This window comes from Nonomuraea guangzhouensis (genome assembly GCF_019396345.1).
GTDB lineage: Bacteria > Actinomycetota > Actinomycetes > Streptosporangiales > Streptosporangiaceae > Nonomuraea > Nonomuraea guangzhouensis.
This window is the reverse complement of the sequence record NZ_JAHKRM010000012.1, coordinates 161594-184846: the sequence shown is the minus strand read 5'-3', so window position 1 is coordinate 184846 and position 23253 is coordinate 161594. Positions and strand designations below refer to the sequence as shown.

At 70.9% G+C, this 23253-nt stretch carries 22 protein-coding genes; 6 read left to right on the top strand and 16 right to left on the bottom strand.

Going from position 1 to position 23253, the window contains the following annotated elements; translation table 11 throughout:
- Positions 1–30 precede the first annotated feature (30 nt).
- The 3 genes from KME78_RS25565 to KME78_RS25555 are packed head-to-tail and all read right to left on the bottom strand — an operon-like array spanning position 31 to position 3144.
- Positions 31–1014: an ABC transporter permease gene (locus KME78_RS25565; RefSeq protein ID WP_219531879.1), complete on the bottom strand. Its 984-nt coding sequence runs from the start codon at positions 1012–1014 to the stop codon at positions 31–33.
- Positions 1001–1984, bottom strand: coding sequence for an ABC transporter ATP-binding protein (locus KME78_RS25560; RefSeq protein WP_219531878.1), 984 nt, complete (start codon positions 1982–1984; stop codon positions 1001–1003). Before KME78_RS25560 ends, KME78_RS25565 begins: the two co-directional genes overlap by 14 nt.
- Complete coding sequence (locus tag KME78_RS25555; protein WP_219531877.1) at positions 1981–3144, bottom strand: LolA family protein; 1164 nt, start codon at positions 3142–3144, stop codon at positions 1981–1983. The genes KME78_RS25560 and KME78_RS25555 overlap by 4 nt, the downstream gene beginning before the upstream one ends.
- A 127-nt stretch (positions 3145–3271) precedes the next feature.
- Here KME78_RS25555 and KME78_RS25550 point away from each other — a divergent pair, with 127 nt between their 5' ends.
- Both KME78_RS25550 and KME78_RS25545 read left to right on the top strand, forming a co-directional pair.
- Complete coding sequence (locus KME78_RS25550) at positions 3272–3946, top strand: response regulator transcription factor (protein ID WP_219531876.1); 675 nt, start codon at positions 3272–3274, stop codon at positions 3944–3946.
- Positions 3939–5285, top strand: a complete 1347-nt coding sequence (locus KME78_RS25545; protein WP_219531875.1) for a sensor histidine kinase — start codon at positions 3939–3941, stop codon at positions 5283–5285. The genes KME78_RS25550 and KME78_RS25545 overlap by 8 nt, the downstream gene beginning before the upstream one ends.
- A 75-nt stretch (positions 5286–5360) precedes the next feature.
- Here the strand turns inward: KME78_RS25545 and KME78_RS25540 are convergent, their stop codons facing one another.
- Positions 5361–6230, bottom strand: a complete 870-nt coding sequence (locus KME78_RS25540; protein WP_219531874.1) for a LysR family transcriptional regulator — start codon at positions 6228–6230, stop codon at positions 5361–5363.
- Between the two features lie 576 nt (positions 6231–6806).
- Here KME78_RS25540 and KME78_RS25535 point away from each other — a divergent pair.
- On the top strand, positions 6807–7790 hold the full coding sequence (locus tag KME78_RS25535; RefSeq protein WP_246651843.1) for a neutral zinc metallopeptidase: 984 nt from the start codon (positions 6807–6809) through the stop codon (positions 7788–7790).
- A gap of 135 nt (positions 7791–7925) precedes the next feature.
- On the top strand, positions 7926–9827 hold the full coding sequence (locus tag KME78_RS67290) for an LCP family protein (RefSeq protein WP_308127127.1): 1902 nt from the start codon (positions 7926–7928) through the stop codon (positions 9825–9827).
- A gap of 43 nt (positions 9828–9870) precedes the next feature.
- Here the strand turns inward: KME78_RS67290 and KME78_RS25525 are convergent, their stop codons facing one another.
- The 12 genes from KME78_RS25525 to KME78_RS25470 all read right to left on the bottom strand — a co-directional run bounded on the left by KME78_RS25525 (position 9871) and on the right by KME78_RS25470 (position 22168).
- Positions 9871–10632, bottom strand: coding sequence for a maleylpyruvate isomerase family mycothiol-dependent enzyme (locus KME78_RS25525; protein WP_219531872.1), 762 nt, complete (start codon positions 10630–10632; stop codon positions 9871–9873).
- A 109-nt stretch (positions 10633–10741) separates the two neighbouring features.
- On the bottom strand, positions 10742–11236 hold the full coding sequence (locus KME78_RS25520; protein ID WP_219531871.1) for an ATP-binding protein: 495 nt from the start codon (positions 11234–11236) through the stop codon (positions 10742–10744).
- A gap of 86 nt (positions 11237–11322) precedes the next feature.
- On the bottom strand, positions 11323–12276 hold the full coding sequence (locus KME78_RS25515; RefSeq protein WP_308127126.1) for a sugar-binding transcriptional regulator: 954 nt from the start codon (positions 12274–12276) through the stop codon (positions 11323–11325).
- 122 nt (positions 12277–12398) lie between these two features.
- Positions 12399–13412 (bottom strand): D-ribose ABC transporter substrate-binding protein, encoded by a 1014-nt coding sequence (locus KME78_RS25510; protein ID WP_219531870.1) that lies wholly within the window; start codon positions 13410–13412, stop codon positions 12399–12401.
- 28 nt (positions 13413–13440) lie between these two features.
- On the bottom strand, positions 13441–14547 hold the full coding sequence (locus KME78_RS25505) for an ABC transporter permease (RefSeq protein ID WP_219531869.1): 1107 nt from the start codon (positions 14545–14547) through the stop codon (positions 13441–13443).
- Complete coding sequence (locus KME78_RS25500) at positions 14544–16058, bottom strand: sugar ABC transporter ATP-binding protein (RefSeq protein ID WP_219531868.1); 1515 nt, start codon at positions 16056–16058, stop codon at positions 14544–14546. Before KME78_RS25500 ends, KME78_RS25505 begins: the two co-directional genes overlap by 4 nt.
- Positions 16055–16699: a DUF2291 family protein gene (locus tag KME78_RS25495; protein ID WP_219531867.1), complete on the bottom strand. Its 645-nt coding sequence runs from the start codon at positions 16697–16699 to the stop codon at positions 16055–16057. The genes KME78_RS25500 and KME78_RS25495 overlap by 4 nt, the downstream gene beginning before the upstream one ends.
- Positions 16696–18201, bottom strand: coding sequence for an FGGY family carbohydrate kinase (locus tag KME78_RS25490; RefSeq protein WP_219531866.1), 1506 nt, complete (start codon positions 18199–18201; stop codon positions 16696–16698). The genes KME78_RS25495 and KME78_RS25490 overlap by 4 nt, the downstream gene beginning before the upstream one ends.
- Positions 18194–19147 (bottom strand): transketolase family protein, encoded by a 954-nt coding sequence (locus KME78_RS25485; RefSeq protein WP_219531865.1) that lies wholly within the window; start codon positions 19145–19147, stop codon positions 18194–18196. Before KME78_RS25485 ends, KME78_RS25490 begins: the two co-directional genes overlap by 8 nt.
- Complete coding sequence (locus KME78_RS25480) at positions 19144–20031, bottom strand: transketolase (protein WP_219531864.1); 888 nt, start codon at positions 20029–20031, stop codon at positions 19144–19146. The genes KME78_RS25485 and KME78_RS25480 overlap by 4 nt, the downstream gene beginning before the upstream one ends.
- A complete protein-coding gene (locus tag KME78_RS25475) occupies positions 20031–21014 on the bottom strand; it encodes a TIM barrel protein (protein ID WP_219531863.1) in 984 nt (327 codons plus the stop codon). Before KME78_RS25475 ends, KME78_RS25480 begins: the two co-directional genes overlap by 1 nt.
- Before the next feature lie 107 nt (positions 21015–21121).
- Complete coding sequence (locus KME78_RS25470; protein WP_219531862.1) at positions 21122–22168, bottom strand: SDR family oxidoreductase; 1047 nt, start codon at positions 22166–22168, stop codon at positions 21122–21124.
- Positions 22169–22586: 418 nt separating this feature from the next.
- Here KME78_RS25470 and KME78_RS25465 point away from each other — a divergent pair, with 418 nt between their 5' ends.
- Together KME78_RS25465 and KME78_RS25460 are read left to right on the top strand one after the other, a co-directional pair.
- On the top strand, positions 22587–22847 hold the full coding sequence (locus KME78_RS25465; RefSeq protein WP_219531861.1) for a hypothetical protein: 261 nt from the start codon (positions 22587–22589) through the stop codon (positions 22845–22847).
- A gap of 42 nt (positions 22848–22889) precedes the next feature.
- Positions 22890–23231 carry a hypothetical protein gene (locus tag KME78_RS25460; RefSeq protein ID WP_219531860.1) on the top strand — a complete coding sequence of 114 codons (342 nt, stop codon included), beginning with the start codon at positions 22890–22892 and terminating at the stop codon, positions 23229–23231.
- Positions 23232–23253: the final 22 nt, after the last annotated feature.

Below are 23253 nucleotides of genomic sequence, written 5' to 3'. Positions count from 1 at the left end.
CCCGGGTCGGATCTCACCGGCCCGGGCCGGTCAGGACGTGATGTCCTTGCCCGAGAAGCGGGCCCACGCGATGGAGCCGAACAGCAGGATGTACGCCCCGAAGACCAGCAGCCCCTGACCGAGGTTCGCGAAGTCGACCGGGCTGCGCAGCACCGCGTCGAACCGGGTCCACCAGGTGGGCAGCAGGTAGGGCATGATCCCGTCGAGCTGCGGGATGGCCCGCAGCACCTGGGTGACGATGACCAGGACCATCGTCGCCGCGATCGCGCCGATGGACACCTCGGTGAACGTCGACAGGGCCACCGCCACGGCCGCCAGCGCCGCCATGCCCGCGCCCACGTACCCCATGCTGATCAGGATCCGCAGCAGGCCGTCGGCCACCGAGACCGTGCTGCCCGACAGCAGCGTCACCGGCCCCACCGGGAACAGGACCAGCCCGGTGACCAGCGCCGACAGCGCCACCACCGCGGTGACCGCGTAGGCGAACACCACCACGTTGAGGTATTTCACGACCAGCAGCCGCGTGCGGCCGGCCGGCGCGGCGAGCAGGTACCGCAGCGTTCCCGCGCCCGCCTCACCGGCGATCGAGTCGCCGCCGACCACGCTCACCGCGATCGGCATCAGCAGCAGAACCAGGAAGGAGAACGAGGCGAAGGTCAGCATGAGGCTGTTGCCCGCCACGGCGCCGATGAGCCCGCCGACGGCCTCGTCGCCGCTGGCGATGCGCAGCCCGATGCCGATCAGCACCGGCACGCTCGCCAGCACGGCCAGCATCACCTGGTTACGCGGGCGCCGGAACGTCAGGCCGAGCTCGGAGCCGAGCAGCCGCCAGAACGCCGACGGCAGGCGGGCCGGCGGCCCCATGCTCTCGGGCGGCTCGGGCGGGCGCCGCTCGGCGGTGCGCATCGTCTCGGTCACCGGCACGAGCCCCGGCGTCCGGCGCTCGCGCGTCCCCGCCGAGCCGCCCGATGGCTCGCCCGGCGTCTGACGGGTCTGCGTCTCAGCCGTCGACATCGAATCCTTCCCCTGTCAGTCCGACGAACACGTCCTCCAGGCTCGGCCGTACGACGGCCAGCCCGCGTACGGCGACACCCTCGCGTACCAGCGCCGCGTTGATGTCCTCGGGCGCCTGCGCGCCCAGCTCAGCCGTCACCGAGGCGGCGCCCCCGTCGGCGGTGCGCACGTCGGCCAGGCCGAGCGTGCCGAGCACCCGCGCGGCGTCGGCGACGTCCGGCGTCTCGACCCTGACGCGGGTGGCCAGACCGCCGTTGAGCGAGGCGATCGTGCCCTGGGCGACCAGGTTGCCGGTACGCATGATCGCGGCGTGCGTGCACATCTGCTCGACCTCGGTCAGCAGGTGCGAGGAGACGAAGACCGTGGTGCCGTCGGCGGCGATCTCCTTGACCAGCGCGCGCACCTCGCGGGTGCCCTGCGGGTCGAGCCCGTTGGTGGGCTCGTCGAGTATGAGCAGCTCACGCGGCCCGAGCAGGGCCGCGGCGATGGCCAGGCGCTGGCGCATGCCGAGCGAGTAGTTGCGGAACCGCTTCCCCGCCGCCGCGGACAGGCCGACCCGCTCCAGCGCCTCGCCGACCCGCCGCTTGGCGGTCCCGCCGGGAGCGGTGGGGTCGGCGGCGTCGAAGCGGAACAGGTTCGCCTCGCCCGACAGGTACGGGTAGAACGCCGGCCCCTCGACCAGCGCCCCGACACGGGGCAGCGCGTCCGCCAGGGGCAGGCCGAGCACCGAGTACTCGCCGGCCGTGGGCGTCACCAGGCCGAGCAGCATACGGATCGTGGTGGTCTTGCCCGAGCCGTTGGGCCCGAGGAAGCCGAAGACCGATCCGCGCGGCACGGTCAGGTCCAGTGCGTCGACCGCGATCTGGCCGCCGCGAAACTGCTTGGTCAGGCCCCGGGTGACGATCGCCGAGTCGCCGGAGGGCGGGGCCGCCCCGAAGGGCGCCCCCGCTTCCTGTGTGACGACGGTCACTTGGTGCCCGCCGCTTTGGTGATCTCCTCCGGCGTGACCGCGCCGACCAGCAGGCGGCCGTCGTCGGTCAGCAGCGCGGTGACGAGCTTGGTCTTGATCAGCTTGCCCGAGCCCCACGTGCCGCTGACCGGGGTGGCCGACTTGAGCACGTTGTCGACCAGCGCGCTCGTGTCGGCGCCGTCCGTGCCGCCCTTCCACGGCTTGTGGGACTGGCCGTCGGCCGGCGTCTGCTCCGGCTTGGCCGTCAGATCCTCCAGCGAGGCGGGCAGGACGGCGACGCTGGTCCAGCCGGCGCCGACGACCTTCACGCCCTCGGCGGTCTCCTTGGCCTTCTCCGCCTGCTGCTCGCTGTGGTCGCCGCCGCCGATCGTCTGCTCCTTCACCTTGGCCCCGGCGGGCGGGGTGAAGGTGAAGTTCTCGGCCGCGGGCGGCGTGAACGTCACCTGGGTGAAGCCGACCTGGAAGGCCGGTTCGGCCGAGCCCTTGGCGTAGACCTGGACCTGCAACGGCACGTACGTCTCACCGTCGAGCGCCAGCCGCACCTCCTGGACCAGCGAGCCCTCGTCCTTGGGGGCGAGCACGAGCTGGTAGGCGGACCGGCCGGCCACCTGGGCGTTGTTGGTCACCCGGATGGCGGTGTGCTCGTCGGCCTTGGCCAGCAGCTTCTCCGCCATCTGCTGCGGGGTCACGTCCGCCGGCCCCGGCGTGGGCGTGGCGTGCCGCGCTGTGGCGTCGCCCGTCATCTTGATCTTGGTGGCGGTGTTGTCGCCGCTGTCCCAGTACCAGACCTGGTCGCCGTTGACGATCAGGTTGGACTCGTCGAACTGCGTCGGCATGGCGACCCGCATCTTGCCGCCGCCGCCGTACCAGAGCTTCACCTCGTGCGAGCCGGACAGCAGGCTCAGCGGTGACGCCCCGCCCATGTCCGGCAGTGCGGGCAGGCCCAGCGACGCGGTCTGCTGCACGGTGCCGGACATGGGCGGCGGCGCCTTGTCCTTGGTGGCCGCCACGGCGTCGGCGAGCAACTGCTGCGCCGTACGCTCGGGTAGCACGGGATCGCCGCTCACCGCGGCGATGACCGGGCCGGCCCCCATCGCTCCGGCGATCACGGCCGCGGCCGCGATCGGAACTCCCCATCTCACGAACGTGCCTCTGCGCATCTCACTCCTTAACGGTATGTCGATGACCAGAGCCTGCGTCATGCATGCTTAGGCGAGCCTGAGACCGGCTGAGACGGCTCTCAGCCTTCTCAGCGTGGTCTCAGGGCAGGAAATGGAGAATCGCCACATGAGAGTACTTGTCGTCGAGGACGAGCGGCGGATGGCGGCCGCGCTACAGCGGGGGCTCCAGGCCGAGGGTTTCGCCGTGGACCTCGCCCACGACGGCGAACAGGGGCTGCACGATGCCCGGCACGGCGACTACGACATCGTGGTGCTCGACATCATGCTGCCCCGCCTGTCGGGCTACAACGTGTGCAAGCAGTTGCGCGCCGAGGAGAACTGGGTGCCGATCCTGATGCTCTCCGCCAAGGACGGCGAGTACGACATGGCCGACGGGCTCGACCTGGGCGCCGACGACTATCTGACCAAGCCCTTCTCGTACGTGGTGCTGGTGGCCAGGCTGCGCGCGCTGCTGCGGCGCGACTCCGGGCGGCGGCCCGCCGTGCTGGCGGCGGGCGACCTGTCGCTGGACCCGGCGCGGCGCCGGGTGCAGCGGGGCGAGAGCGCGATCGAGCTGACGCCCAGGGAGTTCGCGCTGCTGGAATACCTGATGCGCCGGCGCGACGAGGTGGTGTCGAAGTCGGAGATCCTGGAGCACGTATGGGACACCTTCGACACCGACCCGAACGTGGTGGAGGTGTACGTGGGCTACCTGCGGCGCAAGGTCGACTCCCCGTTCGGCAGGAACGCGATCCAGACCGTGCGGGGCGCGGGCTACCGGCTGGCGGGCGACGGTGGCTGACTCGCCGTTGGTCTGGTGGCGGCGCCAGGGGCTGCGCTTCCGGCTGACGGTCGTGGCCGCCGCGGTGCTCGCGCTGGCGCTGGCGATCTCGGCGTCGGTGCTGCTGACCGTGCTCGACCGGGCGCTGATCGGCACCGTGGACGACTCGACGCGGCAGCAGGCCCAGACCGTCCGGGTGCAGGCCGACGCGGGCACGCTGACCAGCCCGATCGCCACCCACGACGGCACGATCGTGCAGGTGATCGACGAGCGGGGCCGCATCACGGACGTCACCTACGGCGCCGACCGGCTGGTCCCGCTGCTGGACGCGCGGGCGCGGGCCGAGGTGCTGCGCGACGGCCAGGCCACGTTCCTGGACGGCCGGCCGTACGCGATCTCCGGGCCGCTGCGCGTGGTGGTCATCAGCGCCGACCACGGCCGGACCGTGATCGCGGCCCGGCCCATCGGCGAGATCCAGACCAGCCTCGGTACGGCCGGCCGGATCCTGCTGATCGGCACGCCGATGCTCATCGTGCTGCTGGCCGTGGCCAGCTGGCTGATCATCGGCCGGACGCTGCGGCCGATCGCCGCGCTGCGCAGGGGCGCCGCCGAGATCACGCACACCGCCAGGTCACGCAGGCTGCCGGTGCCCGAGTCGCGCGACGAGGTGCACTCGCTGGCCACCACGCTCAACGACATGCTGGCCCGGCTGGAGGAGGCCGAGCAGCGGCAGCGGGCACTGGTCTCCGACGCCGCGCACGAGCTGCGCAGCCCGCTCGCCAGCATCCGGCTGCAGCTGGAGGTGGCGCTCGGCCATCCGGAGGGCCAGGACTGGCCCGAGACGGCCGAGGGCGTGATGGAGGACGCGATGCGGCTGTCCAGGCTCGCCGAGGACCTGCTGGCGCTGGCCCGCCTGGACGAGCGCGGCGGCGTGCCCGCCAGGAGCGAGCCGGTCGATCTCGACGAGGTGGTGCGCCAGACCGTCGACAGGTACGGCGAGGCGCGGCTGACCGTGTGCGATCCCGTCGTGGTCCGCGGCGACGCGCTGGACCTGAGCCGGGTGCTGACGAACCTGGTGGACAACGCCGTACGGCACACCTCGTCGAAGGTGGAGGTGGCGCTGACCGCCGACGGGGTGCTGACGGTGACCGACGACGGGCCCGGCATTCCCGCGCAGGATCGCGAGCGGGTGTTCAACCGGTTCACGCGGCTCGACTCGGGTCGCAGCCGTGACGAGGGCGGCGCCGGGCTGGGCCTGGCCATCGTGCGGGAGACCGTGCGGGCCCACGGGGGCGGGGTCCATCTGGAGGACGCCTCACCGGGGTTGCGGGCGGTCGTGCGACTGCCGGTGGTGAGGTGAGTTGAGGTGAGGGGTGAGGGTCTCGCATCCGGCCGGGCGCGGTAGCGGCCGAAGGCGATAGGCGCAGGACGGGGGTTAGGCCGCCGTGCCTTTCTCGGCGGTGGCCAGGAAGTCCTGGGCGATCAGCGGCAGGCGGCGACGGGCGTGCACGACGGCGATGACCCGGCGGACCGCGGGTTCCAGCGAACGGACCACGAGGCCCGCCCGGCCGGCCTGGTCGGCCATGCCGCGATACCACAGCAGTGACGCCTGACCGTTGCGTACGGCGTTGAGCCAGCCGTTGCGCTCGTCGGTTTCGAGCACCACGACCGGGCTGACGGCGTACTTGCCGAACATCGCGTCGAGCTCCCTGCGCCGGACGCTGCCCCGTGCGGGCAGGGCCAGGCGCATCCCGTCGAGCTTGCCCATGGGTACGGGATCGGGCAGGTCGAGGCCGGGCGGGGAGATCAGCACGATCTCCTGGCGTTCGAGCGGATGGGTGATCAGATCGGTGGGTACGGGGAGATCGGTCAGGCCGAGGTCGGCCCGCTGATCCCTGATGGCGTTGACGACGGCGTCACGGCCGTCGCAACGGACGATGTGCACGCGGACACCTGGGTGCTCGGCGGTGTAGGCGGGCAGCAGCCGTCCGGCCAGGCCGGGTTCGAGGCTGGGTGTGGAGGCGATGCGGAGCTCCGCCTCCCCTGTGCTGCCTTGGTTGGTGAGGCTCTCGATCTCGTGTACGGCGCCGAGTGCCTCCCTTGCCAGTTTGACCACTCGCCGGCCTTGTGCGGTGACGACGACACCGCGTCCGGACCTGGCGAAGAGCGTCATGCCGAGTTCCCGTTCCAGATCGCGGATCGCGCGCGAAAGCGCAGGTTGCGCGATATACAGCGATCTGGCCGCGTCGGTCATGGTGCGGTGCTCCGCCGTCGCGACCACGTAGCGGAGCTGCTGGAGGTTCATGTCAAAGAAGCTAGGACACCACCTGCCGCTCGGTCCGGGACATAGCGGAGATCACCTCGAATGATTTCAGACCGTAGCCGGGCACTGCGACTTCTGTGACGGGTGATAAATCGGTATGCTTCTGCCCAAAATTCGGCAAATACCAGCGGGGTGGCGTCCCAAGTCGCCCATTTAGGACAACCGAGTAAAGGGGGATACACGGTGACAGGCAACGGGCAGCATCCACCCCCGCCGCAAGGGCCAGGTCAGCCCCAGCGGCCCCCCTCTCGCCCGTGGCCGCCGCCGGGTCACCGGGAGCCGCAGCCTCAGGGTTACGGCCATCCGTACCCGGTGCCGGGACAGCCGGCACCGCCCCCGGCATACCCGCCGCCCCCGCAGGGGCCCGTGTATCCGCCGCAGGGGCAGCCGTACCCGCCTCCGCCGCAGTATCCGCCTCAGGGGCCGCCGTATCAGCAGGGCGGGCCGTACGGACCGCCACAGGGTGGGCCGTGGCAGCCTCAGCAGCCGCCGCCTCCCCCGCCGCGTCCGCCGATGCCACCGGGGCAGTGGGGGCCGCCGCCGAGGAAGAAGTCGGGCATGGGGGTGGCCGGCGTCCTCGGGGCGGTGTTCGGGTCCATGGCGGCGCTGTTCGTGTTACTGGTGATCGGCGCGGCGATGCTCAAGGGCTCGTCCAGGCATGACACGAGCACGCCGGTCGCGATCCCCTCCTCGTACTCGTATGACGACGACGAGACGCCCTCCCCGGACGAATCGGATGGCCCGTCGCACTCCAGCGAGCCGACGGCGACGCGGTCCGCCGAGCAGGAGACGCCGACGCGGGCCACGCTCAACACGAGCACGAGGAACAACACCCTGTACCGGGCCGGCGCCCTGCCGAGGGTGAGCTGCCCGGCCGGCGGCGCGAACATCTTCAGCCACAGCCAACTCAAGGCGCTGATCCTCAAGACCGGCAGGTGCATGGACCGGGCATGGGGGCCGATCATGCAGAAGCAGGGCATCCAGTTCTCGCCGCCGAGCTACGCGATCGTGGCCACGCGCGGCAGGGGCGCCTGCGGCGACTACCCGTCGCCGGGGAGCATGGTGCCGTACTACTGCCCGCGCAACAACACCATCTACGCCTCCACCTCGGCCATGGCCAAGGGCAACGGCAACGCGCGCGGCTACGGGGAGATCATCTCCTGGCACGGCGGGATCATCAGCATGCTGGCCCACGAGTACGGGCACCACGTCCAGAACATCTCGGGCGTGATGGACTCCTGGTGGAAGCAGACCGTCGACTCGAGCAGCAAGAGCGGCAAGCTGGCACTCAGCAGAAAACTGGAGCTCCAGGCGACCTGCTTCGGCGGGATGTGGATGAGGTCCGTGGCCGCCTCCTACCCGGTCAGCACCTCGAACCGCGCCCGCCTCTTCTGGTTCTACGGGCAGGTGGGCGACTATCCCGGATATCCCCGCGACCACGGGAACAGGGTGAACAACAACCGGTGGTTCCGGCAGGGCTGGGAGAAGAACCAGGCCTTCCAGTGCAACACGTGGATGGCAGCGTCGTCGACCACCTCGTGATGTCACGGCATGTTCATCTCATGTTGGGTACTTGTCTTGGATGTCCCTATATGGGAGCTAGACTCCTGGCAATCTTGTGCCCTACGGGGCGTAAAAACCATGGGTTTCGCCAGGTAGGCGTGTGAAGGAGCCGGTGTGAGCAAGCGCGATGGGGTGGACACCGCGCCCGAGGGCAGAAAACGGCGCGCTCCCCGCCGCTCGGGCACAGCATCCGAAGCCGGAACGGGAAACGGTTCGGGCACCAGCCCCTCGGGCGAGGAAACGGACGCGGACGACGGACCGCAGGACGACTCCCCCGCAGAGGGCCCCCCAGCCGCAGGCATCCACGGCACCCATCCGGCCGGCGCCCACCCGACCGGTCCGAGCGGCACAGGTCCGGGCGGCACCGGTCCGGGCGGCACCGGTCCGAGCGGCACCGGTCCGGGCGAGAAGGCTCCAGGTGGGAAGGGCCCCGGTGGGAAGGCTCCGGGTGGCAAGGGTTCGGGCGGCAAAGGTTCGGGCGGCACGGGCGCCCACGGTCCCGCGTCTCCCGGTGCCGGGCGGCCCAAGCCGCGGCCCCGGCCGGGCTCGGGGGCGCCGCAGTTCGCCAAGCCGCTCACCCTGGGCTCCGTGCTCGGCTGGACCCTGCTGTCCGCCTTCGCGCCCGGCGTCGCCCACCTGCGCGCCGGACGGCGCCGTACCGGCATGATCATGCTCGGCATCTACGTGGTGCTGCTGGCGGCCGGGGCGGCGTACGGGCTGACGCGCAACTTGTCCGACCTCACCGTGTTCGCCGGCGCCAACGGGCAGATGACGATCATCGTCGTCGCCTCGGTGCTCGCGCTGATCTGGTTCGCCATCATCGTGACGTCGTACGTGGCGCTCCGCCCCAACCGGCTGAACCAGCAGGGCCAGATCATCTCCGGCATCGTGGTCGGCGTGCTCTGCGTCTCGGTCATGGCTCCCTTCGCCCTCACCGCGAGTGCCGTCCAGACCGTACGCAACGCCTCCCAGAAGATCTTCAAGCCCATCGCCGAGAGCACGGACGACCCGAGCATCGCGCCGGTCAAGGAGGACGATCCCTGGAACGGCAAGGACCGGGTGAACTTCCTGTTGATCGGCGGCGACGCGGCCGGTGACCGTACCGGCGTGCGTACCGACAGCATGACGATCGCCAGCGTGGACATCCAGACCGGCAACACGGTCCTGTTCAGCCTGCCGCGCAACCTGCAGCACGTGCACTTCCCGCCGACCTCGCCGCTGCGCAAGCAGTTCCCCAACGGCTTCATGGCGGAGCTGCCCAACGGCGGCCTGCTCAACGAGGTCTGGCAGTACGCCACTGACAACCCGCAGGTCATGGGCGGCAAGAACAGGGGCCCGCGGGCGCTGATGGACGCCATCGGCTACACGCTCAACCTGAAGATCAACTACTACGCCATGATGAACATGTACGGCTTCGCGGACCTGGTCGACGCCATCGGCGGCCTCAAGATCCGCGTGGAGCGCGACATCAAGTGGGGCGGCCACTACGGCACCGCGGGCGTGATCAAGGCGGGCTACAAGAAGCTGACCGGCGAGCAGGCCCTGTGGTACGGCCGGTCGCGGGTGGACAGCGACGACTTCTCCCGCATGGCCCGCCAGCGCTGCGTCATCGGCGCGTTCGCGCAGCAGGCGACACCCGACAAGATCATTTTGAACTTCGGCAAGATCGCCGATGCGACGAAACGGCTCGCGCAGACGAACATCCCGCAGGAGCTGGTGGAGCCGCTCGTGGGGCTGGCCGTCAAGGTGAAGAGCGCCAAGATCACCAGCTTGCAGTTCGTGCCGCCGGAGTTCCTGTCGGGGCGTCCCGACTGGCACAAGATCCGGCTGGCCGCGGCCAAGGCGATCGCCGACTCGACCCGGACGGCTCGGACCGCGCAGGCGGCGGACGTCACGTCCTCGCCCGGGACGCCCACGGTCAAGCCCTCGCGCTCGTACGCCGCCAAGCCGACCCAGACGCCCACCCAGAACAGCCAGAAGTCCGCCAAGAGCCTCTCGGAGCTCTGCGGGCTGTAAGTCCCGCCGCCTCCCGGCCGCACCCGATGCGGCCGGGACCGTGCTACTGGGTCGCGAGAGAGACGAGCTTGCGCAGGTAGGCGGCATGGCCGGGGTCGCCGGTGACCGACACCTCTCCGCCCCTGCCCCACACCCAGCGCAACAGCTCGTCGGGCGACCCCGACACGACGGTCTCGGCCTGCTCGGCCGCCCGGTCGGCGGTCTCGTCCTCGACGATGATCTCGGTGGGCGACGATCGGACGAGCCAGGCGCGCTCCCCGCCGACGACCGCGATGGCCGCCCCCTTCGGCTTGTCGGGCACGGCCTCGGCGAAGTCCTCGGGGTAGAGGGCGAAGTCGTACGCGAGCATCACCTTGAGCCCTTCGTCCACCCCGTCGAGGGCCAGGTCGGCGGCGGCGGGCGTCACGGGCAAGCCGGCCGCGAGCTCGGCGTCGACGCGGTGGATCACCGTCTCCTGCGCCATGCGCCTGATCCAGAACCCGACGCTCTGGTCGGGCTCGTACCAGGTGAGCGCGTGCTCGTCCGGGGTCCGCGCGGCGAACTCCGCCACCAACTCGGCATAGGACCGCTCAAGCGCCGCCAGCGGCTCCTCACCGGACAGATCGGGCGGCCACGGCTCCGGCCACTCCCCGCGCAGCATCGTCTCGGCCTTGTGCAGATAGACCTCGGTGACGTGCGCGACCAGATCGGCGGTGGTCCATCCGGGACAGCTCGGCACCGGCGCCGCGTCCGGCGCGGCGGAGACCGCGGCTCTGAGCAACGCGTATTCGTCTGCCAGGCACATCATCAAGCGAGAGGCGTCCATGGAACATCCAACCACGCGGCTCCCGGCCACGGCATCGCATTAATCTCGCGTTTCGACCAACGGATCGAACAGGCGCCCCCACAGCGCCCGTTCCCCTCCCGCTCCAGCGCTAGGCGGCGCTACCGGGCCCGCTCGCCACGGACATCCCGCCCCGCCGTACGGCCGGCATCCCAGAACGCCGGTACGGCAAGGCGAACCACGTCGCCTTCCCGATGCGCCCGGGACTGGTGACGTGCTTCTGGGGATGGCATCCCCAGAAGCCTTCGGAGAGCGCGGCGACGATGCACAGTCCCCGCCCACGCTCGCTGTCGGCCTCGACGACACGGGCCACCGGTAGCGGTGAACCGCAGTCCACCACCATGCACACGATCTCCTCGGGATCGGTGTGGAGCACCAGCTCATAGGGTGCCTCTCCATACAGGAAGGCATTTGTCACCAATTCGCTGGCCATCAGCACGGCGTCATCGACGAGATCCGGACTCAGTTCCAGTCCGGTCAGAGCGTCACGGACGACCGTTCGGGCATACCGGACGGCCTGCGCGTCGTCGCACAGAGGCCAGGCATGCTGGGGGTGTGTTCGCGGGACGGATCGCAGTGGGGTCATTGGCTTCTCCTTCCGCGTTCAACTGTCGAAACGTGTACGGAAGAGAGGTCAAAAAGGGCGGATCTTGAAAAAATAGATCGCGCGGCCTAGCTCGCCTCGGCACGCAGACGCTCGGCGACGTGGAGGTCGGTGATGAGGACGTTGACCCAGCCGCCGTCCAGCGCGGCCTTGATCGCCGAGTATTTACGCAGGCCACCCGCCACCGCGACGCGCCGCTCGACGGCCCGGAAGGCCCGTACGTCGATGCCGACCACCCGCCGGTCGAAGGCCGAGTCGACGGCGCTGCCCTTGGCGTCGAAGAAGTGCAGGCAGACGTCGCCGACGGCGCCCAGCGAGCGCAGCTCCTCCTGGTCGGCCTGCTTGACCGCGTTGCCGCTGCTCAGCAGCAGGGGCGAGGGTTCGAGGCTGCCGATGCCGACCAGCACGACGGTCAGGTCGCGCCACTGGGCCATGACGTCGACCACGCCGGGGTCCTCCAGCAGCGCGTCGCGGATCGCGGCGGTGCCGACGACGCCGGGCGAGGGGACGAAGACGGGGCGGGCGCGGGTGATGTCGGCCAGGCGGCCGATGAGCCGGGTGGCGTGCACCTGCGCCTCGGGGCTGCCGACGCCGCCGACGAGCTGCATGACCCGGTCGGCGACCTGGGTGTTCTTGGGCTGCATGCGTTCGACGGTGGCCAGCAGCGTCTCGCTCCAAGAGGAGATGCCGATGACGTCGCCGCCGGTGAAGGTGGCGTCGAAGTAGGCGGCGGCGGCCGAGGCGAGCGACGGGATGGCGTCTTCGCGGGCGTCCTCGATGTCGACCACCACGACGTCGCGCAGGCCGTAGCGGCGCTGCAGCTCCTCTTCCAGCTCGGTGTGCACGCCGTCGGGCAGGACGACGACCGTGCGCACGATGCCGCGCGTGACCGCCTCCTTGAGCAGGCGGGAGACGCGGGGCTGGGAGATGCTGAGCGCCGCGGCGATCTCGGGCTGCCGCATGCTCTGCTCGTGGTACATGCGGGCCACCCTGGCCAGGAGCCGCAGATGCTCCGTGCTCACCCCGCGCCCCTGTCCCAGACTCGGGACCACCGGCCACCGCCTCCCCGCACCCCGTGAATCGATGTTCCAGCCTACCGTTCGGCCTGTCCGAGGGGGACTCTCGCGCGTCCCCCTCGGGGCTGCTACTTCCTGGCGAAAACGCCGTAGTCGTCGGCGTTCTCGGCGGTCACCAGCTCGCAGTCGATGGACTGCTTCTCCTCCTTGCTCGCCTTGCCGGTCTTGATGTACTGGTCGGCCTGCTCGACGGCGCTCTGCGCGCCGAGCGCGGCGGGCTGGAGCGCGGTCGCGTGCATCTGACCGGCCTTGACGGCGGCGATGGCGTCGGGGCTGCCGTCGAAGCCGACGACCGTCACCTTGCCGAGCAGGCCGGCGGCCTTGAGCGCGGCGACCGCGCCGAGCGCCATGGTGTCGTTGCCGGCGATGACGCCCTGGATGTCACGGCTCTTCTGGATGATGGTCTCCATCTTGGTGAAGGCCTCCTGCTGGTCCCAGTTCGCGCTCTCCTTGGCCACCTGCTTGAGGTCCGGGTACTGGGAGATCACGTCGGCGAAGCCCTTGGAGCGGACGCTGGCGTTCGTGTCGGACTCCTTGCCGACCAGCTCGACGTAGTTGCCCTTGTTCTTCATCTTCTCCACGAACGACTGGGCGACCAGCTGCGCGCCCTGGGCGTTGTTGGAGACGATCTGGGCGGTCGCCACGCCGGTGGCGTTGATCTCGCGGTCGATCAGGAAGACGGGGATGCCGCCGGTGACGGCCTTGCGGACCGGGCCGATCGAGGCGTCCGCGCCGGCGTTGTCGAGGATGATCGCCTTCGCCTTGCGGGAGATGGCGGCGTCGATCAGCTCGCTCTGCTTGTTGGGGTCGTCGTCGTGGGAGGCCACGGACGTCTCGTAGCCGAGCGCCTCGGCCTTGGTCTTGGCGGCGTCGGCTTCGGCCTTGAAGAAGGGGTTGTCGTGGGAGGGGGTGATGATGGCGATGAGCCCGCCGGCCGTGCCGGCGCTGGTCGCGGACGACGGGGCGGCGGCCTTCTGCTCACCGCCACCGCCGCCACCTCCGCACGCCGCCAGCAGGGAGCCGGTGGCGAGGAGCGACAGGGCGACGAGCAGGCGGCGGGCCGGTCTTGGGGCAGCGGACATGGACGACCTCCAGATAGGGGTGGGCGGGCTAGGTGGGCCGGACGCTCGCGGCGACCGCCGATGCGGCGGCGCCCCTGCGCTTGAACCGCTGCTGGCCCTGGTCGAGCATCACAGCGAGGATGATCACGGCGCCCTTGATGAGGATCTGCCAGAACGTCGAGACGCCCAGGATCACCAGGCCGTCGGCGAGGAAACCGATCACGAAGGCGCCGACGAGCGTCCCGCGCACGGTGCCCCGGCCGCCGCTCAGCGCCGCGCCGCCGATGACCACCGCGGCGATCGCGTTCAGCTCGTACGTCTCACCCGCCTGCGGGGCGGCCGAGGTGAGCTCCGAGGCGATGATGAGGCCCGCGATCGCGGCGCAGGCGCCGGAGACCACGTACACGATGGTCTTGACCCGGCGGATCGGCACGCCGGACAGGTCCGCGGCCCGCTCGTTGCCGCCCGTCGCGTACAGCCACCGGCCGAAGGGCGACTTGGCCAGCAGCAGCACGGCCGCCGCCGCGAGCACGATCATGATCCAGATCGAGGTGGGCAGCCCGAGCGGCCGCCCGCTGCCGAGCAGGTCGAAGCCGGTGTTGCCGAGGGCGGGGTTGCCACCCAGGTTGGGATAGGTGGCGCCGTTGGAGATGAGCATCGCCGCGCCGCGGGCCACGTACAGCATGCCGAGCGTGGCGATGAACGGCGCGACGTTGAACCGGGTGACCAGCACGCCGTTGAGCAGCCCGACCCCCATGCCCACCGCGACGCACAGCACGATCACCACCCACACGGGCGGGTAGGCGATCACGCCGCCGAGCGGGACGCCCTGCAGCAGCTCGCCGGCGACGACCCCGGACAGGCCCACGATGGAGCCCACCGACAGGTCGATGCCGCCCTTGAGGATGACCAGCAGCATGCCCAGGGCGATGACGCCGTTGATGGCGACGTGCTTGGTCATCGTGATCAGGTTGTCCACGGTGAGGAAGGAGTCCGACAGCAGGCCGAAGACCACGATGAGGACGGCCAGCGCGATGAAGGCACGCAGCTCGAAGGCGACGTTCAGCAGCGACAGCCGCCGGGCCCTGGCGGCCGCCTCGGGCGGCTGGGGCGGGTCCGGGGCCACGCGGGCGGTGGTGGTTCCCTGGCTGCTCATACGGTGCCGCCGTCGGACACGCTCATCAGTTCCTCCCGGGTCAGCTCGCCGCGTCGGTACTCCCCTGCGACGGCGCCGCGGGCGAGCACCAGCAGCCGATCGGGGATGTGCAGGGCCTCTTCGGCGTCGGAGGTGGTGAACAGGACGGCGAGACCCTGCCGGGCCTGGGCCGCCATGAGTTCGAAGATGTCGGCCTTGGCGCCCACGTCGACGCCGCGCGAGGGCTCGTCCAGCAGCAGCACCCTGGGGCCGGTGAGCAGCGCCTTGCCGATCACCACCTTCTGCTGGTTGCCGCCGCTGAGCGAGCCGATGGCCGCCTTCGGTCCGCTGGCCTTGACGGTGATGTCGGCGATGGTCCGCTCGACCGCGCCGCGTTCGAGGTCGGCCGAGACGAACAGCCCGCGGACGAACGAGCGCAGGCCCGCCAGGGACAGGTTCTCCCCCACCGACATGGTCTGGACCAGGCCGTCGCGCTGCCGGTCCTCGGGGACCAGCACCACTCCCCTGCCGATGCGCTCACGGATGCCGCTCCCGTCGAGCGCCTCGCCGGCCAGCTCCACCTGCCCGGACGCGGGCGCGATCCGGCCCGCGAGCGCTTCGAGCAGTTCGGTACGGCCCGAGCCCATCAGGCCGTACACGCCGACGATCTCGCCGGCGCGCACGGTCAGCGAGACGTCGTCGATCGCCAGCCGGTCGGGGTTCGCGGGGTCGGCGACCATGAGGTCGCGCACGGTCAGCAGGTCCTCGCCGAGCACCGGCTCGCGCCGTGGGAACAGGGCGTCCTGGTCGCGGCCGACCATCCGCTCGACGATCCAGCGGATGTCCACCTCGGCGGCGCCGGCCGTGGCGACCAGGCGGCCGTCGCGCAGGACCACCACGTCGTCGGCGATGTCGAGCGCCTCGTCGAGGTGGTGGGAGATGTAGACGACGGCGACGCCGCTGCCCGTCAGCTCCCTGATGACCCGGAACAGCACCTCCACCTCGGGTGCGGTGAGCGCCGACGTGGGCTCGTCCATGATCAGCACCCGGGCGTCCTGGAGCAGGGCCCGCGCGATCTCGACGATCTGCTGCTGCCCGAGCCGCAGGTCGCCGACGAGCCCGTCGGGATCGACGTCCTCCTCCAGGCGGCGCAGGACCGCCGTGGTGGCCTCGCGCTGGGCCTTCCTGTCGACCGCGCCGAACCGGCCGGGCAGCTCACGGGCCAGGAACAGGTTGTCCTGGACGCTGAGGTTCGGGCAGAGGCTCAGCTCCTGGTGGATGATCGAGATGCCGTGGTCGGCGGCGTCGCGCGAGGAGACCAGCTCGACCGGGCGGCCGTCGAGCTCCACGTAGCCCGTGGTGGGGTGCTCGATGCCCGCGAGGATCTTCATGAGCGTGGACTTGCCGGCGCCGTTCTCGCCGAACAGCGCGGTCACCCGCCCGGCGGCGACGCCGAAATCGACCCCCTTGAGGGCGTGCGTCCCGCCGTACACCTTGGTGACGTCGCAGGCCCGCAGCACGTGGCCGGTCACGAGATCGCCACCGGGGTGATCGTCACGGTGGCGGGCGTGAGGAGGCTGAACGCGCCGGTGAAGGCGATCTTCTTGCCCTTCAGCGCGGCGGCGTCGAGGCCGGTCAGCAGCTTCTGCCGCATCTGGTTGTTGAGGGCGGTCGCGGCGTCGGCGTACTCCACCTGGTTCACGAACTGGCCGAAGGTGATGTATCCGGCGGCGTCCCGCAGGGCCGTGCCGTTGATGGCCGGGCCGATCTGGATCGACACCCGGGTGCCGTCGGGCAGCCCGTCCACGGTCACCGGCAGCAGGCCCGACCTCGCCTCGCCGGCCACGCCCGTGGCCTTCACCGCGAAGTTGTAGGGGCTGGTGCCCTGGCGCTTGCCGTACTTGGCGCCGGCCGCGTCCTTGTCGGCGGTGATCGCCTTCAGCAGGACGGGCAACTCGACGGCACTCTTCTGGATGGCGGGGACGACCTTGGCCTCGTAGTTCTCGGCGCCGAACGTGGCGGGGTCGAACGTCTTCGGCGCCGCCGCGCTCGCCGAGTCCGCGGAGCGGTACTCGGTGCTCAGCGCCATGGCCACCACGAGGGCGGCGACGGCTCCGGTGGCGATCCACCGCACCGGCCATCGGCGGCGCGCGGCTGGCGATGTGCCCGTCATGTGCTGCTCCTCTCCCCATGGGCCGGCCTGTCTCCTGCCGGGCGCGGGCCCGGCGGGCGGGCGCGGTCGACGGCCTCGTGCCAGGCGGCCAGGCGCGCGGCGCGTTCGCCCGGGTCGCCTTCCGGGCGGAACTCCTCCGCCGGCCGTGGCCGTGCCTCCAGCTCGCCGTACGTGCACAGCCCGGCCGACAGCGCGGCGGCGTCGGCGGCGCCCAGGCAGGACAGGTCGTGCTCGCCGGACCGGACGACCACGCGGCCGGAGATCTCGGCCTGCGACCGCATCAACCGGGCGCTGCGCGTCAGACCGCCGTCGGCCAGGAGCACCCGTACCTGCCCGGTGGCCCGTTCGACGGCCGCCACCACGTCCTCCACCTGGAACGCGACGGACTCCAGCGCGGCGGCCACGAGCTGCCCGCGCCGGGTGCCCGCGGTCAGGCCGGTGAGCACCGCCGTCGCGTCGGGCTCCCACCAGGGCGCGCCCAGCCCGCCGAACGCGGGCACGAGGTGCACGCCGCCCGGTTCGTCGTCCCCGGTCTCGGCCAGCAGCCGCTCGGAGGTGACGCCGAACAGCTCGGCCAGCCAGCTGACCGCGCGCCCGGTGGCGCGGATGTTGCCCTCGACGGCGAGCACCCGGCCGCCGAGGTCCCAGGCGATGCTCCGGCACAGCCCGGCAGCGTCGCCGCCGTCGCCGATGGCCATCACCGACGAGCCGGTGCCGTACGTGGCCTTCACCACGCCCGGCCGCCACCCCGCGTGCGCGAACATCGCCGCGTGCGAGTCGCCCAGCACGGCCAGCACCGGCACCCCGTCGGGCACCGGGTCCAGCCCGCGCACCGCCGGGAAGTCACCGTTCGAGGCGACCACCCGGGGCAGCACCTGCCGCGGCACCCCGAACAGTTCCAGGAGCCGCTCGTCCCACTGCCCGGCCCGCACGTCGAGGAGCTGGGTGCGGGAGGCGTTCCCGGCCTCGATGACGTGGTCGCCGCCGAACCGGCTGAGCAGCCAGGAGTCGACCGTGCCCAGGCACAGCTCGCCCGCCAGGCTCCGGCGCCGGTCGGGGTCGTAGGCGTCCAGCAGCCAGCGGGCCTTCAGCGCCGAGAACATCGGGTCGAGCGGCATCCCGCTGACCGAGCGCACCAGGTCACCGGCGCCCGTGGCGGCCAGTTCTCGGCACTGGGCGACGGTCCGCTGGTCCTGCCAGCTGATCAGCGGGCCGGCGGGCCGGCCGGTGGAGCGTTCCCAGAGCACCAGCGACTCGCGCTGGTTGCTGATGCCGACCCCGGCGATCCTGCCCGCCTCCGACGGGTCGACGCACGCCTTCACCGCCAGCCGTACGCTCTCCCAGAGCTCGTCCGGCGACTGCTCCACCCAGCCGGGCCGGGGCTGCCGCTCGGCGAGCGGCGCGGTGCCGCGCGCGACCACCCGGCCGCCCCCGTCCACGAGCAGCGCCTTGGTGGAGCTGGTGCCCTGGTCGATGGCCAGGATGAGCGGGCCGCTAGCCATGACCGAGCACGTCCTTCACCGCCGCGACGATCCCGTCGGCCGACAGCCGGAAGTGATCCAGCAGGAACGCGGTGTCCCCCGTGGGCGCGAACACGCGCGGCACGCCGAGGATCCGCATCGGGCACGGCTGATGGGTGACGACCGCCGCGGCGACCGCGGCGCCCAGGCCGCCGCTGGTGGTGGCCTCCTCGGCGGTGACGATCCCGCGCGTCTCCCTGGCCGCCGCGATGATCGCGTCCTCGTCGATCGGGTCGAGGAAGGGCGTGTTCAGTACGCGTACGGACACGCCCTCGTCCCGCAGCCGGTCCGCGGCCTCGAGCGCGCGCGAGGTGAGCGAGCCGATGGCGATCACCGTGACGTCGTGCCCGTCCCGCAGCAGTACGGCCCTGCGCGGCGCGAAGGGCGCGTCAGGAGGCGTCACCTCCGGCACCTTGAAGCGGGGAACGCGCAGGTAGACGGGCCGTCGCGCCGACGCGGCCCAGCGGACGGCGGCGCGGGTCTGCACCGGGTCCGAGGGGACGATGACGTCGAGGTTGGCGACCGCGCGGACCCAGGACAGGTCCTCGATCGAGTGGTGGGTGGGCCCGAGCTCGCCGTACGCCATGCCGGGGCTCTGACCGCACAGGACGACGTGCGCCTCGCTGTAGGCGACGTCGGCCTTGATCTGCTCCAGGGCGCGGCCGGTGAGGAACGGCGCCGCGGCGCAGACGTACGGGATCTTCCCGCCGTTGGCCAGCCCGGCCGCCACCCCGACGAGGTCCTGTTCGGCGATGCCGACGTTGATGAGGCGCTCGGGGAAGCGTTCGCGGAAGCCGACGAGGTTGCTGGAGCCGACGGAGTCGTTGCAGACGGCGACGATCCGCTCGTCCTGGCTCGCCAGGGAGATGAGCTCCTCGGCGAAGGCCTGACGGCAGTCGAACGTCGCCCGCTGGTCGGTCACGGTCATCCGGCCAGCTCCGCCAGCGCCGTCTCGACCTGCTCGGCGGTGGGCACCTTGTGATGCCACTCCACCCGGTCCTCCATGAACGACACGCCCTTTCCCTTGATCGTGTTGGCGATGACCGCGACCGGACGCCCGGTGGACGAGCCGCTCATGGTTTCCAGCAGGGCCAGGTGGTCGTGGCCGTCTACCTCGCGTACCTCCCAGCCGAAGCTGCGCCATTTGTCGGGCAGCGAGTCCAGGGCGTTGGTGTCCTCGGTCCTGGCCCCCTGCTGGAGGCGGTTGCGGTCGACGACGGCCGTCAGGGACGACAGCCCGTGGTGCGCGGCCGCCATCGCCGCCTCCCAGTTGCTGCCCTCCTGCAACTCTCCGTCACCCAGCACCACGAAGGTGCGCCAGGACGCGCCGTCCATCTTGGCGGCGAGCGCGCAGCCGGTGGCCACGGGCAGGCCGTGGCCCAGGGCGCCGGTGTTGGTCTCCACGCCGGGCACCTTGACCTTGTTGGGGTGCCCGTTGAGCGCCGACAGCGGGGCCATGAAGGTGTCCAGCTCGGCGGTGTCGAAGAAGCCGCAGTGAGCCAGGGTGGAGTACAGGGCGGCGGCGCAGTGGCCCTTGCTCAGCACGAAACGGTCGCGTCCGGGCCAGTGGGGGTGTTCCGGGTCCACTGACATGACGCCGTAGAAGCAGGTCACCAGGATGTCGGTGACCGACAGGTCGCCGCCGATGTGGCCCATGCGGGCGCGGTCGATCATGCGGACGACGCTCCGGCGCACGTCGGTGGCCACCCGGGCGAGCTCCGCCTCGCGGTCGGGCTGGGCGGCCCGCCGGATCCGGGCGGTCAGCTCGCGGTAGCCGGCCGACCGCGCGGCGTCCGGGGGAAGCAGGGCCATCACTGATCCGCCATGACGCTCAGCAGCGCCCGCTGGACGATGCGCTGGGCCGCCAGCGCGTCCTGCGCCCGCTGCGCGGCGGCCAGGGCCTCACGGTCGACGATCCCGAGGGCGCGGTGGATGGCCTTCATCACGCGGATCCCCGCGCGGGCCGCCTCGACCGAGTCCTCACGGAACGGGAACTGGTCGAGCTGCCACACCCCGTCCCAGCCGGCCTCGCGCAAGGCGTGGAAGAACTCGAAGGTCTCGGTCAGGTGCACCGAGCCGACGACCATGTCGTCGTCCCAGCCCCGGTAGTTGTCGTTGACGTCGATGGCGAACAGCCGCCCGCGCGAGATCGCCAGCCGCGCCGCGTCGGCGGGCGACTCGCCGCCGTAGAGCGAGTGGCCGAAGTCGAGCAGGATGCCGACGTTGGGCAGGCCGATCTCCTCGATCCCCAGCAACGTCTTGGCCACCGAGGAGAACACCATCGTGTTACGCGGCTCGCGCGGCTTGTACTCGATGGCGAAACGCAGGTCGGGGAAGTTCGTCGCCAGCTCGCGCACCGCGTCCAGCGACAGGCGCCACAGCTCGGCGTGGTCGGCCTGGAACGGGTAGTCCCAGCCGTCCTGTCCCGGCCACAGCTTCACGTAGTCGCAGCCCAGCCGCCTGGCCACCTCGGCGGCCTCGGACACCAAGTCGATCGCCTGGCGGCGTACTCCCTCGTCGGGGTTGGTGAACGCGCCACGGGAGAAACGCCGGGTGTAGATCTCGGGGGTCACCGCGATGGCGCGCAGCCCGTTGCCCTTGAGCGCCTCCTCCACCCGCTCGACCGGGAGGTCCACCGGGTCGAACGGGTAGGTCAGGTCCACGACGGACAGCTCGCCCACCTGCCCGGCCAGCTCGATGGCGCCGAGGGTGTCCACCGGCGGGCCGTAGCCGTCGGTCGCGTAGCGGTCGACGTACCGGCCGAAGTGCCAGATGCCGGCACCGAACAAGGGCATTTGAATATCTATTCGCGACTGACTAGACATACGACAGACCGTACGATTACGCCACCGCCATGTCAATGAAATCCGCGCGCAACCTGAGACTTACCGGTGCCCGTCCGTCAGGGACGCTTGGCCTGCTTGACCAGGCCGAGGTCGAGCAGGCTCTGGGCGGTCGCGGTGACGCTGTCCTCGCTGGAGCGCGGCCGCCAGTCCAGGACGGTGCGGGCCTTGGCGTTGCCGACGTGCCGGACGAGGCCGAGGTCGCCGGCGATCCCGCGCAGCGCGGGCGCGAAGCGGGCGGCGAAGCGGATTAACCAGCTCGGCAACGTGCGGGCCGGGACCTTTCGGGCGCCCTCGCCGAGCCGCTGCCGCAGGGTCAGGCAGATCTGGTGGAGGGAGACGGTGTCCCCGGCGGTGGCGATGAACCGCTGGCCGGCGGCGCCGGGATCGATCATCGCCCGTAGGTGCAGGTCGGCGGTGTCACGGACGTCGACCACCGGGAAGGACAGGTCCGGCGCGCCCGGCAGCCGCCCGTCCATCAGGCTCTTGATCAGGCCGACGGAGGTGGCCAGGTGCGGGCCGAGTACGGGCCCGAAGATGCCTACCGGGTTGACCACGGCCAGCTCCAGCGAGCCGCCCTCACGGTCGATGAAGTCCCAGGCGGCGCGTTCGGCCAGCACCTTGGACTTGACGTACGGGGTGACGCTCGGGCCGCCGGTGTCGGTCCAGTCCTCTTCGGTGAACGCGCGGTCGGTGGCGGGGTGTCCGTAGCCGATCGCGGTGAAGGAGGAGGTGACCACCGTTCGCCGTACGCCGGCGTCCCGTGCCGCGCGCAGCACCCGGAGTGTCCCCTCCACGGCGGGGACGAGCACCTCGTTCTCGTCCTTCGGGGCGATGGCGGGCAACGGCGAGGCGACGTGCAGCACATAGGCACAGCCTTCGACGGCCTCCGCCCAGTGCGCGTCCGATGTCAGATCCGCGAGCACGAACGACAGCGCGTGCCCCGCCGCCACCCCGGCGACCTCCATGGCCTCGCGGACCTCCCGCTCCCGGGCGGCGGAACGCACGGTGGTCCGCACGCGGTAGCCCTCCTGGAGCAGCCGAGCGACGCAGTGGCCCGCCAGGAAACCCGACGCCCCGGTCACCAGCACGGTGTCGTCGTTCACGGCATCCTCCCCGGTCACTGTGGCAGGCGAGCCGAGACGACTTATTCGGCTTTTTCCCGGCTTAAGACACCATTTCATCGCATAACCAGTCCGCGCCAGGCCCATGTCAGTAACACGACAGTCAGATCAGCGACCACGATTTCGGCGAGTGGCCTCGGAATGGCCGCCACATAAGAAATCCTGGAGAGATCCGCGACGAAAGGACGGTCCGCCTTGAGAATGACAGCCCGGTTAATCGCGATGACAGCACTGGCCGCAGGCATGGCGCTCTTCGCGGCACCCGCGGACGCCGCCACGGGAACGCTGATTCTTTCGCCAGGGATCGTCGCTGGTCGTCAGATTCCCGAACAGGTAGGAGATCGTCTGAGCGTCTCTATCCCCAGCTGACCGAAAAAAGGGAGAAAACATGCTCGATCGCATGGCAAGACGCGTAGCCACCGGTGCAGTCGGCCTGGCCCTGGCATTGACGCCAGTAATCCCGGCATTCGCGGCGCAGAGCAGCTCGGCGGGCCCCGCGCAGGTGGCCAGCCATCAAGAATGGGGCGGCTGGTATTCCAGCGCGCAAGCCTGCGCCGAAGTCGGCCGGGACTACGTGCACGGGAACGGCGCGATCGGATTCACCTGCCGGCCGCTCGACGGCCGGTGGGCTCTCTGGGTCATCTATGACCCTTCCCCCTGACGTACGACGCTGACCTACGACGCGACAATTCAGGAGAGAACCATGCGGAAACCCAAGAAAGCCGCGACGACGCTCGCCATCATGGCCGCCCTGGCAACCGGCGGCCTGACCCTGGCCGCGCCCACGTGGGCGGACAGCGCTCCGTCCGCCGTGAGCTCGGATACGGCGGCACCAGGAGTCTGGTACATCTTCAATTTCTATCCGGATGAGGGAACCTGCGAGGCGCAGCGGAGATGGGGCGCCAGTCAGGGCTGGTGGACGTGGGACCATTCGGCCTGCGCGACCAACGGGCGGGACTGGGCGCTCTTCCTTTACTACGACTCGGCGCCCAGCCAGCAGCGAGCCACTCTTCCCGGCCTTCCTGAAGGCTGGCAACGAGCTTGATCACCGGACGAAAAGGTGCCTT

Bases quoted from the DNA above. Each gene is read 5' to 3' on its own strand.
- KME78_RS25565 (WP_219531879.1), bottom strand. From the start codon at position 1,014: ATGTCGACGGCTGAGACGCAGACCCGTCAGACGCCGGGCGAGCCATCG.
- KME78_RS25555 (WP_219531877.1), bottom strand. From the start codon at position 3,144: ATGCGCAGAGGCACGTTCGTGAGATGGGGAGTTCCGATCGCGGCCGCG.
- KME78_RS25550 (WP_219531876.1), top strand. From the start codon at position 3,272: ATGAGAGTACTTGTCGTCGAGGACGAGCGGCGGATGGCGGCCGCGCTA.
- KME78_RS25540 (WP_219531874.1), bottom strand. From the start codon at position 6,230: ATGAACCTCCAGCAGCTCCGCTACGTGGTCGCGACGGCGGAGCACCGC.
- KME78_RS25535 (WP_246651843.1), top strand. From the start codon at position 6,807: ATGGGGGTGGCCGGCGTCCTCGGGGCGGTGTTCGGGTCCATGGCGGCG.
- KME78_RS25525 (WP_219531872.1), bottom strand. From the start codon at position 10,632: ATGGACGCCTCTCGCTTGATGATGTGCCTGGCAGACGAATACGCGTTG.
- KME78_RS25520 (WP_219531871.1), bottom strand. From the start codon at position 11,236: ATGACCCCACTGCGATCCGTCCCGCGAACACACCCCCAGCATGCCTGG.
- KME78_RS25510 (WP_219531870.1), bottom strand. From the start codon at position 13,412: ATGTCCGCTGCCCCAAGACCGGCCCGCCGCCTGCTCGTCGCCCTGTCG.
- KME78_RS25505 (WP_219531869.1), bottom strand. From the start codon at position 14,547: ATGAGCAGCCAGGGAACCACCACCGCCCGCGTGGCCCCGGACCCGCCC.
- KME78_RS25495 (WP_219531867.1), bottom strand. From the start codon at position 16,699: ATGACGGGCACATCGCCAGCCGCGCGCCGCCGATGGCCGGTGCGGTGG.
- KME78_RS25490 (WP_219531866.1), bottom strand. From the start codon at position 18,201: ATGGCTAGCGGCCCGCTCATCCTGGCCATCGACCAGGGCACCAGCTCC.
- KME78_RS25485 (WP_219531865.1), bottom strand. From the start codon at position 19,147: ATGACCGTGACCGACCAGCGGGCGACGTTCGACTGCCGTCAGGCCTTC.
- KME78_RS25480 (WP_219531864.1), bottom strand. From the start codon at position 20,031: ATGGCCCTGCTTCCCCCGGACGCCGCGCGGTCGGCCGGCTACCGCGAG.
- KME78_RS25475 (WP_219531863.1), bottom strand. From the start codon at position 21,014: ATGCCCTTGTTCGGTGCCGGCATCTGGCACTTCGGCCGGTACGTCGAC.
- KME78_RS25465 (WP_219531861.1), top strand. From the start codon at position 22,587: ATGGCAAGACGCGTAGCCACCGGTGCAGTCGGCCTGGCCCTGGCATTG.
- KME78_RS25460 (WP_219531860.1), top strand. From the start codon at position 22,890: ATGCGGAAACCCAAGAAAGCCGCGACGACGCTCGCCATCATGGCCGCC.